Consider the following 13636-nt stretch of genomic DNA (forward strand, 5'->3'; position numbering starts at 1 on the left):
CGGGCTACTCCGCCGCACCCAGATAGTCCGACAGCGGCGGGCAGGAGCAGACCAGGTTGCGGTCGCCGGCAACATTGTCGATGCGCGACACGGGCGGCCAGTACTTTGCCGCCGTGTCGGCGTCGCCGGCGGGATAGGCTGCTTCCAGGCGCGAGTAGGGGTGGGTCCATTGGCCGGCCAGCGCCTCGGCGGCGGTGTGCGGTGCGTTGACCAGCGGATTGTCGGCCAAAGGCCACTCGCCCTTCGCCACCTTGGCTGCCTCGCCGGCGATGGCAATCATCGCCTCGCAGAAGCGATCCAGTTCGCGCTTGGGTTCGGATTCGGTCGGCTCGACCATCAGCGTGCCGGCGACCGGAAACGACATGGTCGGCGCGTGGAAGCCGTAGTCGATCAGGCGCTTGGCGATGTCATCGACACTGATGCCGGCGCTTTCCTTGAGCACGCGAGTGTCGAGGATGCATTCATGCGCAATGCGACCGCTCCGGCCCTTGTAGAGCAGCGGGAAGTGCGGCGCGAGCCGTGTCGCCACATAGTTGGCCGAGATGACGGCGGTCTCCGTTGCCTGCTTCAGGCCAGCCGCACCCATCATGCGGATGTACATCCAGGTGATAGGCAGGATGGAAGCGCTGCCGAACGGGGCTGCGGAGACGGCATGCGCCGAGCCCTCGGTGACATGTCCCGGCAGATAGGGTTTCAGGTGCGCCTTGACGCCGATCGGGCCGACGCCGGGGCCGCCGCCGCCATGCGGGATGCAGAAGGTCTTGTGCAGGTTCATGTGGCAGACATCGGCGCCGATATCGGCGGGGCGGGCCAGCGCGACCAGCGCGTTGAGGTTGGCGCCGTCGAAATAGACCTGGCCGCCATGTTCATGGATGAGGGCGCAGAGGTGGCGCGCGCCTTCCTCGTAGACGCCGTGCGTCGAGGGATAGGTGAACATCAACGCGGCAAGGTTCTTCGAATGCTCGTTGGCCTTGGCCCGCATATCGTCCATGTCGATATTGCCGTCCTCCAGGCAGCGCACGACGACAACGCTCATGCCGGCCATTGCAGCACTTGCCGGATTGGTGCCATGCGCGGAGGAGGGGATCAGGCAGACGGTGCGGTGGCCTTCACCGCGCGCGCGGTGATAGGCGCGGATGGCGAGCAGGCCGGCATATTCGCCCTGGCTACCGGCGTTGGGCTGCAGGCTGACCGCGTCGAAGCCGGTGATTTCCGAAAGCCAGCCTTCAAGCTCGCCGATCATGGCACGGTAACCGGCCGAGTGCGCCGATGGTGCGAAGGGGTGCAGGTTGGCGATGCTTGGCCAGCTCACCGGCATCATTTCAGCCGCTGCGTTGAGCTTCATGGTGCAGGATCCGAGCGGGATCATTGAGCGGTCGAGCGCCAGATCCTTGTCGGCCAGCCGGCGCAGCAAGCGCATCATGTCGGTTTCCGACTTGTTCTCATGGAAGACCGGCTGGGTCAGAAACTCTTTTCCACGCGGCTTGCCGGGTATTGTGCGGTCGGCTGAAGACTCGGCCTTGGCGCCGAACAGGGCCGCGATCGCGTCGAGGTCGGCGTCGGTCGAGGTCTCGTCAAAGCTGATGCCGACATGGTCGGCGTCGAGGACGCGCAACAGCCGGCCTGTCTTTTCGGCAGCAGCCGCGATCGAAGCCGCCTTGCCTTTCGCCTCCACCGTCACCGTGTCGAAGCGGCTGGCGCCGAGCACCGAAACGCCCGCCGCTTTCAGGCCGCTTGCCAGACGAGTGGCCAGGGCGTGGATGCGGGCGGCGATCGCCTGCAGCCCGGCGGGGCCGTGCCAGATGGCATAGGCGGTGGCCATATTGGCGAGCAGCGCCTGCGCGGTGCAGATGTTGGAGGTAGCCTTGTCGCGGCGGATATGCTGTTCGCGCGTCTGCAAGGCCAGGCGGTAGCCGGGACGCCCCTTGCTGTCGGTGGACTGGCCGACCAGCCGGCCGGGCATGAGGCGCGTCAGCCTGTCGGAAACGGCGCAATAGGCGGCATGCGGGCCGCCAAAGCCCATCGGCACGCCAAAGCGCTGCATCGGACCGACGGCGATGTCGGCGCCGAGTTTCGCCGGGGCATCGGTCAGCGTCAGGCCAAGTGGGTCGGCGATGAAGACGACGATGGCGCCGGTGGCGCGGGCCTTGTCGATCGCGGCCTTGTGGTCGCCATAGACGCCAAAGGTGTCGGGCCAGGAAACGAGCAAAGCGGCCGTGTTGTCGTCGATTGTTTCGCCGTCGATCTCGATGCCGAGCGGTTCGGCGCGGGTGCGCACGACATCCAGCGTCTGCGGATGCGGCGTGCCGGCAAGCGCTACCTTGGTGCGCTTGTCGCGGTGGTGGCGCAACGCGATACCGACCGCTTCGGCGACCGCGGTTGCCTCATCGAGCAGAGAGGCCGAAGCCACCGGCAGTCCGGTCAGTTCGGTGACCAGCGTCTGGAAGTTGAACAGCATTTCCAGACGGCCCTGGCTGATCTCGGCCTGATAGGGCGTGTAGGCTGTGTACCAGGCCGGATTCTCGAACAGATTGCGCTGGATGACCGGCGGCACATGGACGCCGTGATAGCCGGCGCCGATGAAGCTCTTCAGCACGGTATTTCCAGCCATGATCGCCGACAATTCGGCCAGTGCTTCGGCTTCGCTGGCCGCCGCGGGCAGGACCAGCGGCACGTCGAGGCGAATCGATTGCGGTACGGCCTGGCTGATCAACGTCTCGACCGAGGGAACGCCGATCACCGCAAGCATGGCTCTGACATCGCTGACATCAGGACCGATATGGCGGGCCGAGAAAGGGGTAAGTGCTGCGCTCATCGTTTTTAAGTCCTGTTATCAGGCGATATGGGCTTTGTAGGCGGCCTCATCCATGAGGCCGGCGAGCTGGCTTTCATCTGCAAGCTTCATCTTCCACAGCCAGCCGGCGCCGGTTGCGGCCGAGTTGACCAGCGACGGGTCGGAGGACAGCGTGCCATTGGCTTCGGTGATCTCGCCATCGACCGGCGCATAGACATCCGAGGCCGCCTTGACGGATTCGACCACGACGGCCGTATCGCCCTTGCTCAGCTTCTTGCCGATCTCGGGCAGCTCGACGAAAACGAGATCGCCGAGCTGCTCCTGCGCGTAGTCGGTGATGCCGACGGTGGCGATGCCGCCCTCGACGCGGAGCCATTCGTGATCTGATGTGAAATAGGTCGTTGCCATTGAATTCATCCTTTGCGGTAGCGATGAGGGGTGAAGGGCAGGGAACTGATATCGACGGGGATTTTCGTGCCGCGCACATCGGCGAACACCCGTGTGCCGGGCTTTGCCCGCGCTGCGGCGACATAGCCCATGGCGACCGGATGGCCGGCCGAGGGACCAAAGCCACCCGATGTGACATGGCCGGCGGGATTGCCGTCGGCGTCGAACAGGGCAGTACCGGCGCGCACCGGCTGGCGGCCTTCCGGCTTAAGCCCGACGCGCTTCCACCACGGCCCTTGCGCAACCTTGCGCAGCACATCGGCGCCGATGAAAGAACCGGTCGCTCGCACTTCCTTGGGGATCGCCCACATCAAGCCGGCGCTGGCCGGGTCGGTCTCCGGTGTGATGTCCTGGCCATGCAGGCAGAGCCCGGCCTCCAGCCGCAAGCTGTCGCGCGCGGCGAGGCCGATCCAGAGCACGCGTTCATCCTTGAGTAGCTTCGTGACCAAATCCCGCGCGGCGGCCTCCGGCAGGCCGATCTCGAAACCGTCCTCGCCGGTATAGCCCGACCGGCTCATGAACCAGTTTTTTTGCGGCTCGACGCCGTGCATGAACAGTAGCGAGCCGGTCTCGATGCCGGCGCGGGAGAGTGCCGCCCAGGCTTCCGGACCCTGGATCGCCAGGAAAACGCGGTCGAGTGGCTCGACCTTGACATCGAAATCAGCGGCAAGCGCACGCAGATGCTTTTCGTCGGCGACGGCGTTGCCGGCATTGGCGACCACCATGAACCTGATATCGCCGAGGCGGGTGACGATCAGGTCGTCGAGGATGCCGGCATGCTCATTGAGGAAGAAGGACAGTTTGGATTGCGAGATTTCGAGCGCGCCAGCGTCCAGCGGACAGGCGCGGTTGAGCAGCGCAACCGCTTGCGGCCCGCTGACTTCGAACAGCTTCATATGCGAGATGTCGAAGAGGCCAGCGTGTTCGCGGGTGTGCAGATGTTCCTTCATGACGCCGGCCGGATAGGTCAGCGGCATCGACCAGCCGGCAAAGGCGCCAAAGCGCGCTCCGGCGGCTGCGTGGATATCTTCCAGGGGAAGGTGTTTGCTGTCGTCGCCCGTCATGTCATCTCCAGAGTCGCACGCAATCGGCCGCTGATGGCGACCAGTCCGTGCCCCTCTGTCTGAAGCCTGAGAGACTCGCGCGGCCGGAACTCTGTCAGCGGCGCTTACACCTTCGGCGCGGGGGCAAGCCCCGACTTTCCAGAGTGTCTTTCCCGTCTACGGTTCTTTTGCCTGAGAGATTTCGGGCGATTTCCCCTTCGGCGGCAGCTCTCGCTGCTCTCTCCCGCAAACAGGTAGGACTCAAAACCTCAAGTCCTCGACGCGACATCCATAGCCCGTCGGCGACACCTTGTCACCTCCCAGCGACATCAAAGGTGCGTCGTGCCGAAACGGAGTCAGGCAAGCCTTCGCTAACCACGCCGTTTGCCGGTTTTTCAAGACACTGCTGATAGAACAGGCCGATATAACGCTTTGGGGCGGACGGGGACGACAATGGGCGAATTGATCATGAGCGCGCCGGTGGCGGGGCTGACCTCGAAGAATCGTATTGCCCCGGAAGATGTGGTGATGCTGCGCCGCGACGTGTTCGCCGACGGCGTGGTGACCCGAGGCGAGGCCGAGGCCCTGTTTGCGCTCGACCAGACGGCCAAGGACAAGTGCGCGGATTGGGCGCCGTTCTTCGTCGAGGCGGTGACCGACTACATCGTCCATCAGGAAAAACCGTCCGGCTATATCTCGCAGGACAATGCCGACTGGCTGGTCCGCACCATCTCGCGCGACGGCATGGTCGACAGCCGCACTGAACTCGAATTGCTGGTCCATGTGCTGGAAGAAGCAAGATCGTCGCCGAGCAAGCTTTGCGTCTATGCGCTGGAGCAGGTCGCCCATGCCGTCATCGACGGCAAGGGGCCGCTGATGCTGGGTGGCGCGCTGGTGCCCGGACTGATCGCCAAGGCGGAAGTCGAGCTGCTGCGCCGCATCCTCCACGCCCATGGCGGCGACGGCAACATCGCCATCACACGGGGCGAGGCCGAAGTGCTGTTCCGGATCAACGAACAGACCGCCCAGGCCAAGAACGATCCGTCCTGGAACGATCTGTTCGTCAAGGCGATCGCCAATTTCGTCATGTGCTCGGCCGGCTATGAAGGGCCGACCCGCGACGTGGCGTTGCGCCAGGAGACCTTCCTCGAACATGCCGATCCGGAAATCGGCGGCTTCTTCAGCCGCATGGTCTCCGGCGGCCTTGCCGGCATCATCGGGGCCTACCGGTCTCCGGACGACATCGAGGCCGAGTGGGAAGCCAAGAACAGGGCGGCAGAAGCCTTGGCCCGCCGTGCCGAAACGATCGATGCCGGCGAAGCCAAATGGCTGGTCGGACAAATCGGCGTGGACAGGCCTCTCCACGAGAACGAGCGCGCGCTGCTGACCCTGATCAAGCATGCCTCGCCAGAGATACATCCGGCGCTTAGGCCGCTGCTCGACAAGGTCGCCTGAAGAACAAGCGTCCGCCTCGCGGCACCCCCTCTCGGTTTCGATAGGGTTCGTCGGCCATGAAACTCCTCTAGTGTCGGGCGGGGACGTCCACTCTCAGGGGAGAACAACACATGACCATGCTTCGTAAGATGCTTGCGATTGCCTTTGTCGCTGGCCTTGGCTCGACAACGCTGGCCTTTGCCGGCGGGATGACGCCGCAACAACAGGCTGACGCGCGCACGAAGGTCGAAACAGCCGTGGCGCTGGCCAACATCGCCAAGGCCGACAAGGACGGCGAGGCGATGCTCGTCGCTGCCAGAATGCTGGCCGAGGCCGGCCCGGTGGCCGAGCAGGGTGCCAAGATGAAGGACGGCAAGCCGACGCTGATGGACACCGGCAAGATGGCCAAAATGGCCAAGGAAATGGGCGCCGATGCCAAGAAGGCCGATGCCGTCGCCAGCATGGCGACGTCGAACGGCGAAACGGCGCGCAGCGATGGCTACTGGTACTACAGTTGCGATTCCTACAACAACTGCCAGTGGATCTACGCCGGCTATTGAGCGGGGCCAGGGGGCTCAATCGGGGCCAGGGGGCTCAATCATAGCAGGCGGTCGTGATCGGCCCGTGGCCCCCGCGGGCCGATCATCATTTTGTGGCGAGGCTAGATGCCGCCATACCAGTCATAGCCACTGTCTTCCCAATAGCCGCCGCGACCACCGCCGACATTGGCGAAGCCGTCGACCAGTTCGATCTTGTAGAGATACTTTGGCATCTTGTAGCCGAGCTGGCGCTCGACGCGGACGCGTAGTGGTGCGCCGTTTTCGACCGGCAACGGCTTGCCGTTCAGGCCATAGGCCAGGATCGTCTGCGGGTGGCGGGCGTCGATCAGGTCGATCGTGCCGTAATATTTGATGTCGCCGGACAGGCTGCGGTCGATCGTGTCGAGGCAATGGAACATGACGTAGCGCGCCTGCGGCTTGACCACGGCCTGGTCGAGCAGCAGCGACAGCGGCGTGCCGGTCCATTTGGCGATGCAGCTCCAGCCTTCGACGCAGTCGTGACGGGTTATCTGGGTCCGGCTTGGCATGTTCTGAAGCTGCTCGCGGGTCAGCGACAGCGGCTTTTCGACCAGGCCTGAGACTTCCAGCCGCCAGTCGGCAAAATTGTTGGCAAGCAGGCCCTTGTAGGTGTCATCGTCGGGCGCGGTGACGCCGTTCGGCCGCTGCGGCTGGCGGATATCGGCCTCGGTGAATTCCGGCGCCAACGCGTCGCGACCGGCAAGCAGGCGTTGCGCGCGATGTGTCAGGCCATTGGCGTTTTCGAGGAAACTGCGCAGGCCGCTGCCGATGCTGAGCTGGCTGTCGAAGGCGTCGCAGCCCGACAGCATGATGCCGGACGCGCCGAGGCTGGCTGCGGTCAGGAATTTCCGGCGGCTGATTTCGAATTTCGCCATGTCATGCACTCCTCTTGGTCGTCTTGTCGTCATGCGCGGGAGGATCGGTGCGATACCAGCCGGTGATAATCGAGCGCAGTTCGTTGATGGGGCCGGCGGCCAGGATCATCAGGATGTGGATGATGAAGAAGCCGACGAGCAACAGCATGACGGTGAAATGGATGGTGCGCGCCGTCTGCCGGCCGCCGAGCAGATCGTTGAGGAACGGCAGCACAGAATTCATGCTGGGCGACATTGCAAGGCCGGTGATGATCATCAGCGGCAACAGCACGAACAGCACTCCGCCATAAGCCATCTTCTGCAGCGTGTTGTATTCGCGTGTGTGGTGGAACTTCAGCTTGGCGTGGTCGATAATGTCCCGCGGCAGCCGCTTGAGGTCATCGAGGCGCGGGGCCAGATCGCGCCTGATATGGCCGTTGATCAGGCTGGCGACCAGCCAGACGATCAAGGTCGTCGTCAGGATCCAGGCGAAGAAGAAATGCACGACGCGGGCGGTGCCGAGATCATAGTAGGAAGGGATGGTCGCCCAGGACGGAAAACCGCGCGCCGTCTCGTTGCCGGCCGGACCCGACCAGCCAAGCACGCCCGTCGTGTCGAAGCGGTGTCCGAAGATTTCGGTGTAACCGCGCGGACCGGCGTTGGTGTTTTCGGCGCCGATCTCGAAGATCGTGTTGTTGTAGCCGAAACCGGATTGCTTGCCGATATAGAGCTGCGGCCGGGCGTTGAAGATCTGCAGGCCGGAAAGCAGCATGAAAAACAACGAGATAGCCCAGATCCAATGCGTCAGCCGCGTCCAGCGCGACTGCCGGTAGATCAGCGTTTCGTCATTCGAATTGGGAACGCCCGGTCCAATTTCGGATTGGCTTCTGGCAACCGATTCCATTTTGTTTCGTCTCCCGGCCTCGCGGCGTGACCTGCGCGTTCATTGTCCTCCTGATACGTCGCGATCCAAACCGATGTTTCATCCGATCACGGATTTATTATGGACCGCCCAGGCTGACGGCGAGATTGACGGCGGCGGCGACGATGACCGTGTTGAAGAAGAACGACAGGATCGAATGGACAAGCACGACACAACGCATATGCGTGGTCGAGATGTTGGTGTCGGCGGTCTGCGCCGTCATGCCGATGACGGCCGAAAAATAGAGGAAATCCCAGCCTTCCGGCCGCTTGTCGCCTGGAAACAGCAATCCGCCGACCGGGATTTTCTTCTTGGTTTTGGTGTCGACCTCGTCGCCGTCCATCCAGTAGACATGGGCATAATGCAGCGCTGCCATGGCATGGATGGTGAACCAGCCGAGCGGGATCGACAGCAGCGCGAAGCCGAGTCCGACGGGATTGCCCTTGTCTTTCTGATTGATCAGCAGGAACAACGAGACAACGGCAACGCCGACGACAACAAGCGTCACCGCGAAGATGACCAGCACCGGCAGGTCGGTGGAGCGCGCGTTCTTGCTCAGATATTTGCCGGTGAATGTCGGCATCTGGCTGACAACAAGAATCACGTAAGCGGCGAAAAATGCGTTGGCGCCGATCGAATAGGCGAGCGGGGCGTGCAGCAGCAACGCCACAACAAGCACCACAGCCCCGAAGCAGGCCGACATTGCGAACAGCATGTGGCGTTGCACGGCATTCTCGGCCATGGCTGTTTCCACCCTGGATGGCGCTCGGTTTCTAGCTGGGTGTGGCGGATTTCAGTGCGCGCCGCAAGATGCGGTCGAGTTCGCCGAGGAACCGCGAACGGTCCTGCGGTGCGAAGCTGGCATTGTAGCCCTTGCTTTCGCCGGTCTCGCGCAGATGCTGCTTGAGGTCGCGCATGGCCACCGCCATGCCGATGGTTTCGGGCGTGAATGGCCGCCCCGTGGGCCCAAGCACGTGCGCGCCGAGCGCCACCGCGCGGGCGGCAAGCGGAATGTCGGCGGTGATCACGATGTCGTTGGTTTTTGCGTTCTCAACAATCCAGTCGTCGGCGGCGTCGGCGCCCTTGGAGACGACGACATTGCGGATCATCGGATCGCGCGATGGCCGCAAGCCGCCGTTCGAGACATAGGTGACGACGACGCCAAGACGCTCGGCGACTTTTTCGACCTCGGCCTTGACGGGGCAGGCGTCGGCATCGACGTAGATGGCAGGTGCGGGCATTGTCTCTCCGAAACGGACAGGGGCCGGAAACGTGTCCGGCCCCTGCCTGAAATCACACGGCGCTCAGGCCGGCAAGGCGCCTGACTTCTTCGCCGTCCAGGTGGCGATATAATCCATCAGGCCGGGGTTGAGGCAGTCATAGGGTTCCAGCCCGATTGACTTCAATTGCGCCCGGATGCCGTCCATCCGCTTCGGATCAACACCGGATTCGATGATCGACGAGACGAAGGCGGTGAAGCCCGGCGGCGACCAGCCGTCCTCGACGAAGCGCTCCGGGTGGATGAAGGACAAGCCCTTGAACGGATGGTCGCGCTCGACCGGACCGTGCATGTGGACGCCGCAACCGGTGCAGGCATGGCGCTGGATGAGCGCTGACGGGTCGACCACTTTCAGCTTGTCGCCGTTCTCGGTGACGGTGACGTCGCCGGTGCCAGCCACGGCAACCACCGAGAATATGGCGCCTTGCGGCTTCCAGCATTTGGTGCAGCCGCAAGCGTGGTTGTGGGCGATCTGCCCCTTGACCTTCACCTTGACCGGCTTGCTGGTGCAGGCGCAGACCAGCGTGCCGCCAGCAAAGCTCGCGCTCTCCTTGGGCAGGCCATTGTCGATTTTCGGATGCAGTTTTTCAGGCATTGTCTTCCTCCCTGTTTTGTCATCTCGACTAGGTCTCGACGACCACCTCATTTTCCATGAAGTGCACCTTCAACAGGCGATGCACTTCGGTCAGACTCCTCCTTGGGAACGAGCTATGCACGAGGTAAGCGATCTCACCTTGCGCCCGATCGATCTCCTCCAGATTGATCGTGACGCCCTTTTCTTCGCGAAAGCTACGCCAAAGATCCTCGCCAAAGTTGGGTATTCGATGGATCGTCGACTTCTCAGGTTCTACGAACCGAATTCGAACTTCCTTCAATAGACGACGACGCTTCGGATCGACTTGCCCTCATGCATGAGGTCGAACCCCTTGTTGATGTCCTCGAGCTTCAGCGTGTGGGTGATCATCGGATCGATCTGGATCTTGCCGTCCATGTACCAGTCGACGATTTTTGGCACGTCGGTGCGGCCGCGCGCGCCGCCGAAGGCGGTGCCCATCCAGGTGCGCCCGGTGACCAGCTGGAACGGCCTGGTCGAAATCTCCTGGCCAGCACCCGCAACGCCGATGATCACCGACTTGCCCCAGCCGCGATGCGAAGCCTCCAGCGCCTGGCGCATCACCTTGGTGTTGCCGGTGCAGTCGAACGTGTAGTCGGCGCCGCCGATCTGGTCGGCGCCGCGCTTGGTCATGTTGACGAGGTGAGGGACGATGTCGCCGTCGATCTCCTTCGGATTGACGAAATGCGTCATGCCGAACCGCTCGCCCCATTCCTTCTTGTCGTTGTTGAGATCAACGCCGATGATCATGTCGGCGCCGGCAAGCTTCAAGCCTTGGATGACGTTGAGGCCGATGCCGCCGAGGCCGAAGACGACGGCAGTGGCGCCTTGCTCGACCTTGGCGGTGTTGATGACCGCACCGATGCCGGTGGTGACGCCGCAGCCGATGTAGCAGATCTTGTCGAAGGGGGCGTTTGGGTTGACCTTAGCCAGCGCGATCTCGGGCAGCACGGTGAAATTGGAGAAGGTCGAGCAGCCCATATAGTGGAAGATATTGTCCTTGCCGATCGAGAAGCGCGAGGAACCATCAGGCATCAGGCCCTGGCCCTGTGTGGCGCGGATCGCCGTGCACAGATTGGTCTTCCTGGACAGGCAGGACGGGCACTGCCGGCATTCCGGCGTGTAGAGCGGGATGACGTGGTCGCCCTTCTTGACCGAGGTGACGCCTTTACCGACATCGACCACCACGCCGGCGCCTTCATGGCCGAGGATGGCCGGAAACAGGCCTTCCGGATCGGCGCCCGACAGGGTGAACTCGTCGGTGTGGCAGATACCGGTCGCCTTGATCTCGACGAGCACCTCGCCCTCGCGCGGACCGTCGAGGTCGACTTCCATGATCTCCAACGGCTTTCCGGCGGCGACAGCGACAGCGGCGCGGGTTTTCATCAGGCGTCCTCCAATGCGATTTTTTTTCCAAGGTTTCAGGTTTTATCGACACGATCAACTGGAAGCTGGTGCCGAGACTGGACCACAGCGAAGAATTGGAATCGCAAATCGATTGAAAGGCAGTGATTTGCATGGTCGGCTTGACCCCGCAAGCACAGGCCATAAAAGGAACGACCGACCGGAGGGGAATGACCTCAGCATGTTCACGAAAATCCTGATCGCGAATCGCGGCGAGATCGCCTGTCGCGTCATCAAGACGGCGCGCAAGATGGGGATTGCCACGGTCGCGGTCTATTCCGATGCTGATCGCGATGCCGTGCATGTCGAGATGGCCGACGAGGCGGTGCATATCGGGCCTTCGCCCGCCGCGCAGAGTTATCTGCTGCCCGAGAAGATCATCGCCGCCTGCAAGGAAACCGGGGCGCAGGCCGTGCATCCCGGTTATGGCTTCCTGTCCGAGCGCGCCGCCTTCTGTGAAGCGCTGGAAGCGGAAGGCATCGTCTTCATCGGCCCGAAGCCCAAGGCGATCAGGGCAATGGGCGACAAGATCGAATCGAAGAAGTTCGCCAACGCGGCCAAGGTGTCGACGGTTCCGGGTTGGCTTGGCGTCATTGAGAATGCCGATCATGCCGAAAAGATCGCCGGCGAGATCGGCTATCCCGTGATGATAAAGGCCTCGGCCGGCGGCGGCGGCAAGGGCATGCGCATTGCCTGGAACCAGTCGGAAGTGCGCGACGGTTTCGACCGAGCGCGCTCGGAGGCCAAGAGCTCGTTTGGCGACGACCGCGTGTTCATCGAAAAATTCGTCGTCGATCCGCGCCATATCGAGATCCAGGTGCTGGCCGACGCGCATGGCACAGCGCTCTATCTCGGCGAGCGCGAATGCTCGATCCAGCGCCGGAACCAGAAGGTCGCGGAAGAGGCACCGTCGTCATTCCTCGATGCCAAGACGCGCAAGGCCATGGGCGAGCAGTCCGTGGCGCTGGCGAGGGCCGTCGATTATCAGAGCGCCGGCACGGTCGAGTTCATCGTCGACAAGGACAAGAACTTCTATTTCCTTGAAATGAATACACGATTGCAGGTCGAGCACCCGGTGACGGAGCTCGTCACCGGCATCGATCTTGTCGAACAGATGATCCGCGTCGCCGCCGGCGAAAAGCTTGGCCTGAAGCAAAGCGACGTCAAGCTGAACGGCTGGGCGGTCGAAAGCCGGCTCTATGCCGAGGATCCCTATCGCAATTTCCTGCCGTCGATCGGCCGGCTGACGCGCTACCGGCCGCCGGAGGAAGGGCAATTCGGCGATGTCGTCATCCGCAACGACACCGGCGTCACCGAAGGCTCCGAGATTTCGATGTTCTACGACCCGATGCTCGCCAAGCTGTGCACCTGGGCGCCGACGCGCATCGAAGCGATAGATGCCATGTCGGAAGCTCTCGATAGCTTTGTCGTCGACGGCATCGAGCACAACATCCCGTTCCTGGCGGCGCTGATGCAGCATCCGCGCTGGCGGGAAGGACAGATATCGACGGCATTCATCGCCGAGGAGTATCCCGACGGCTTCGCGCCGATCGTACCCAACAGCGAGGAAAAGGCCGTTCTGGCGTCAATCGCCACAGCGGTGGAACTGCTGCGCCGCGACAGGCTTGACCGGCTTGGCGGGCGGCTGGCGCCGCATTCGGGGGCGCTCAAGCGCGATTGGGTGGTGAAGATCGGCGAAGACTATCTCCAGGCCTCCATCCTCGAAGGCATGATTTCCATTCCGATGGAGATCGACCTGTCGATCGACGGCGGCAAGGCGCTGACCGTCTCATCCGACTGGCGGCCGGGCGACCTGATCTGGCGCGGCACGGTCGGCAAGCGCTCCGTTGCCGCCCAGATCCGGCAAGTCGCCAACGGTCTTCGAATCGCCTGGAAAGGCATGTCGGTGACCGCCCGCGCCATGCTGCCGCGCACCGCTGAGTTGGAACGGCTGATGCCGGAAAAGGTGGCGCCGGACACGTCAAACCTGCTGCTCTGCCCGATGCCCGGCCTTGTCGTGTCGATCGCCGTTACCGAAGGCCAGGAGGTCAAGGCCGGTGAGACTTTGGCCGTGGTCGAGGCGATGAAGATGGAAAACGTGCTGCGGGCTGAGCGCGATCTCGTAGTGTCGAAGCTCAACGCCAAGCCGGGTGACAGCCTGGCGGTGGACGCGGTGATCATGGAATTCGCCTAGAGATTGTTTGGAAATTCTACTCTGGCGGCCATCTGATGGCGTTTTCTGCGCTTCCCCGTTCTACTGCGTTCGCA

The 13636-nt window shown here is 62.9% G+C and carries 13 protein-coding genes and 1 riboswitch; of the genes, 3 read left to right on the forward strand and 10 right to left on the reverse strand.

From position 1 onward, the window contains the following. Positions 1-4 precede the first annotated feature (4 nt). Genes gcvP through gcvT form a run of 3 tightly spaced genes read right to left on the reverse strand, consistent with a single transcriptional unit; the run spans position 5 to position 4305 of the window. A complete protein-coding gene (gcvP, locus tag HGP13_RS20200; protein ID WP_172228496.1) occupies positions 5-2815 on the reverse strand; it encodes an aminomethyl-transferring glycine dehydrogenase in 2811 nt (936 codons plus the stop codon). 18 nt (positions 2816-2833) lie between these two features. Next, positions 2834-3202, reverse strand: a complete 369-nt coding sequence (gene gcvH / locus HGP13_RS20205; RefSeq protein WP_172228497.1) for a glycine cleavage system protein GcvH — start codon at positions 3200-3202, stop codon at positions 2834-2836. Positions 3203-3207: 5 nt separating this feature from the next. Further along, entirely contained in the window at positions 3208-4305 is a 1098-nt protein-coding gene (gcvT, locus tag HGP13_RS20210; protein WP_172228498.1) for a glycine cleavage system aminomethyltransferase GcvT, read from the reverse strand. A gap of 149 nt (positions 4306-4454) precedes the next feature. Next, positions 4455-4541: riboswitch (glycine riboswitch) on the reverse strand. Positions 4542-4737: 196 nt separating this feature from the next. On the opposite strand from gcvT, the gene HGP13_RS20215 reads away from it, so the two are divergent. Both HGP13_RS20215 and HGP13_RS20220 read left to right on the forward strand, forming a co-directional pair. Continuing rightward, positions 4738-5739 (forward strand): hypothetical protein, encoded by a 1002-nt coding sequence (locus tag HGP13_RS20215; protein ID WP_172228500.1) that lies wholly within the window; start codon positions 4738-4740, stop codon positions 5737-5739. A gap of 110 nt (positions 5740-5849) precedes the next feature. Continuing rightward, the gene (locus HGP13_RS20220) at positions 5850-6278 is read left to right on the forward strand and encodes a hypothetical protein (protein WP_172228502.1); all 429 of its coding nucleotides are present in this window, start codon (positions 5850-5852) and stop codon (positions 6276-6278) included. 101 nt (positions 6279-6379) lie between these two features. On the opposite strand, the gene HGP13_RS20225 is transcribed toward HGP13_RS20220, so the two are convergent. The 7 genes from HGP13_RS20225 to HGP13_RS20255 form a co-directional block, all read right to left on the reverse strand. Next, complete coding sequence (locus HGP13_RS20225) at positions 6380-7171, reverse strand: molybdopterin-binding protein (protein WP_172228503.1); 792 nt, start codon at positions 7169-7171, stop codon at positions 6380-6382. Between the two features lies 1 nt (position 7172). Further along, entirely contained in the window at positions 7173-8054 is an 882-nt protein-coding gene (locus tag HGP13_RS20230) for a cytochrome b/b6 domain-containing protein (RefSeq protein ID WP_172228504.1), read from the reverse strand. A gap of 97 nt (positions 8055-8151) precedes the next feature. Then, positions 8152-8814, reverse strand: a complete 663-nt coding sequence (locus tag HGP13_RS20235) for a DUF1345 domain-containing protein (RefSeq protein ID WP_172228505.1) — start codon at positions 8812-8814, stop codon at positions 8152-8154. A 31-nt stretch (positions 8815-8845) separates the two neighbouring features. Continuing rightward, positions 8846-9313: a YaiI/YqxD family protein gene (locus HGP13_RS20240; protein ID WP_172228506.1), complete on the reverse strand. Its 468-nt coding sequence runs from the start codon at positions 9311-9313 to the stop codon at positions 8846-8848. Between the two features lie 63 nt (positions 9314-9376). After that, entirely contained in the window at positions 9377-9946 is a 570-nt protein-coding gene (gene gfa / locus HGP13_RS20245; RefSeq protein ID WP_172228507.1) for an S-(hydroxymethyl)glutathione synthase, read from the reverse strand. A 28-nt stretch (positions 9947-9974) separates the two neighbouring features. After that, on the reverse strand, positions 9975-10226 hold the full coding sequence (locus tag HGP13_RS20250) for a hypothetical protein (RefSeq protein WP_172228508.1): 252 nt from the start codon (positions 10224-10226) through the stop codon (positions 9975-9977). After that, the gene (locus HGP13_RS20255) at positions 10223-11350 is read right to left on the reverse strand and encodes an S-(hydroxymethyl)glutathione dehydrogenase/class III alcohol dehydrogenase (protein WP_172228509.1); all 1128 of its coding nucleotides are present in this window, start codon (positions 11348-11350) and stop codon (positions 10223-10225) included. Before HGP13_RS20255 ends, HGP13_RS20250 begins: the two co-directional genes overlap by 4 nt. A 199-nt stretch (positions 11351-11549) precedes the next feature. Here HGP13_RS20255 and HGP13_RS20260 point away from each other — a divergent pair, with 199 nt between their 5' ends. Next, a complete protein-coding gene (locus tag HGP13_RS20260) occupies positions 11550-13562 on the forward strand; it encodes an acetyl/propionyl/methylcrotonyl-CoA carboxylase subunit alpha (RefSeq protein ID WP_172228511.1) in 2013 nt (670 codons plus the stop codon). Positions 13563-13636: the final 74 nt, after the last annotated feature.

The organism is Mesorhizobium sp. NZP2077, from assembly GCF_013170805.1.
GTDB lineage: Bacteria > Pseudomonadota > Alphaproteobacteria > Rhizobiales > Rhizobiaceae > Mesorhizobium.

Excerpts from the sequence above, each read along its gene's own strand:
- gcvH (WP_172228497.1), bottom strand. The coding sequence starts at position 3,202 with ATGGCAACGACCTATTTCACATCAGATCACGAATGGCTCCGCGTCGAG.
- HGP13_RS20230 (WP_172228504.1), bottom strand. The coding sequence starts at position 8,054 with ATGGAATCGGTTGCCAGAAGCCAATCCGAAATTGGACCGGGCGTTCCC.
- HGP13_RS20225 (WP_172228503.1), bottom strand. The coding sequence starts at position 7,171 with ATGGCGAAATTCGAAATCAGCCGCCGGAAATTCCTGACCGCAGCCAGC.
- gcvT (WP_172228498.1), bottom strand. The coding sequence starts at position 4,305 with ATGACGGGCGACGACAGCAAACACCTTCCCCTGGAAGATATCCACGCA.
- HGP13_RS20255 (WP_172228509.1), bottom strand. The coding sequence starts at position 11,350 with ATGAAAACCCGCGCCGCTGTCGCTGTCGCCGCCGGAAAGCCGTTGGAG.
- HGP13_RS20260 (WP_172228511.1), top strand. The coding sequence starts at position 11,550 with ATGTTCACGAAAATCCTGATCGCGAATCGCGGCGAGATCGCCTGTCGC.
- gfa (WP_172228507.1), bottom strand. The coding sequence starts at position 9,946 with ATGCCTGAAAAACTGCATCCGAAAATCGACAATGGCCTGCCCAAGGAG.
- HGP13_RS20235 (WP_172228505.1), bottom strand. The coding sequence starts at position 8,814 with ATGGCCGAGAATGCCGTGCAACGCCACATGCTGTTCGCAATGTCGGCC.
- HGP13_RS20215 (WP_172228500.1), top strand. The coding sequence starts at position 4,738 with ATGGGCGAATTGATCATGAGCGCGCCGGTGGCGGGGCTGACCTCGAAG.
- gcvP (WP_172228496.1), bottom strand. The coding sequence starts at position 2,815 with ATGAGCGCAGCACTTACCCCTTTCTCGGCCCGCCATATCGGTCCTGAT.
- HGP13_RS20220 (WP_172228502.1), top strand. The coding sequence starts at position 5,850 with ATGACCATGCTTCGTAAGATGCTTGCGATTGCCTTTGTCGCTGGCCTT.
- HGP13_RS20240 (WP_172228506.1), bottom strand. The coding sequence starts at position 9,313 with ATGCCCGCACCTGCCATCTACGTCGATGCCGACGCCTGCCCCGTCAAG.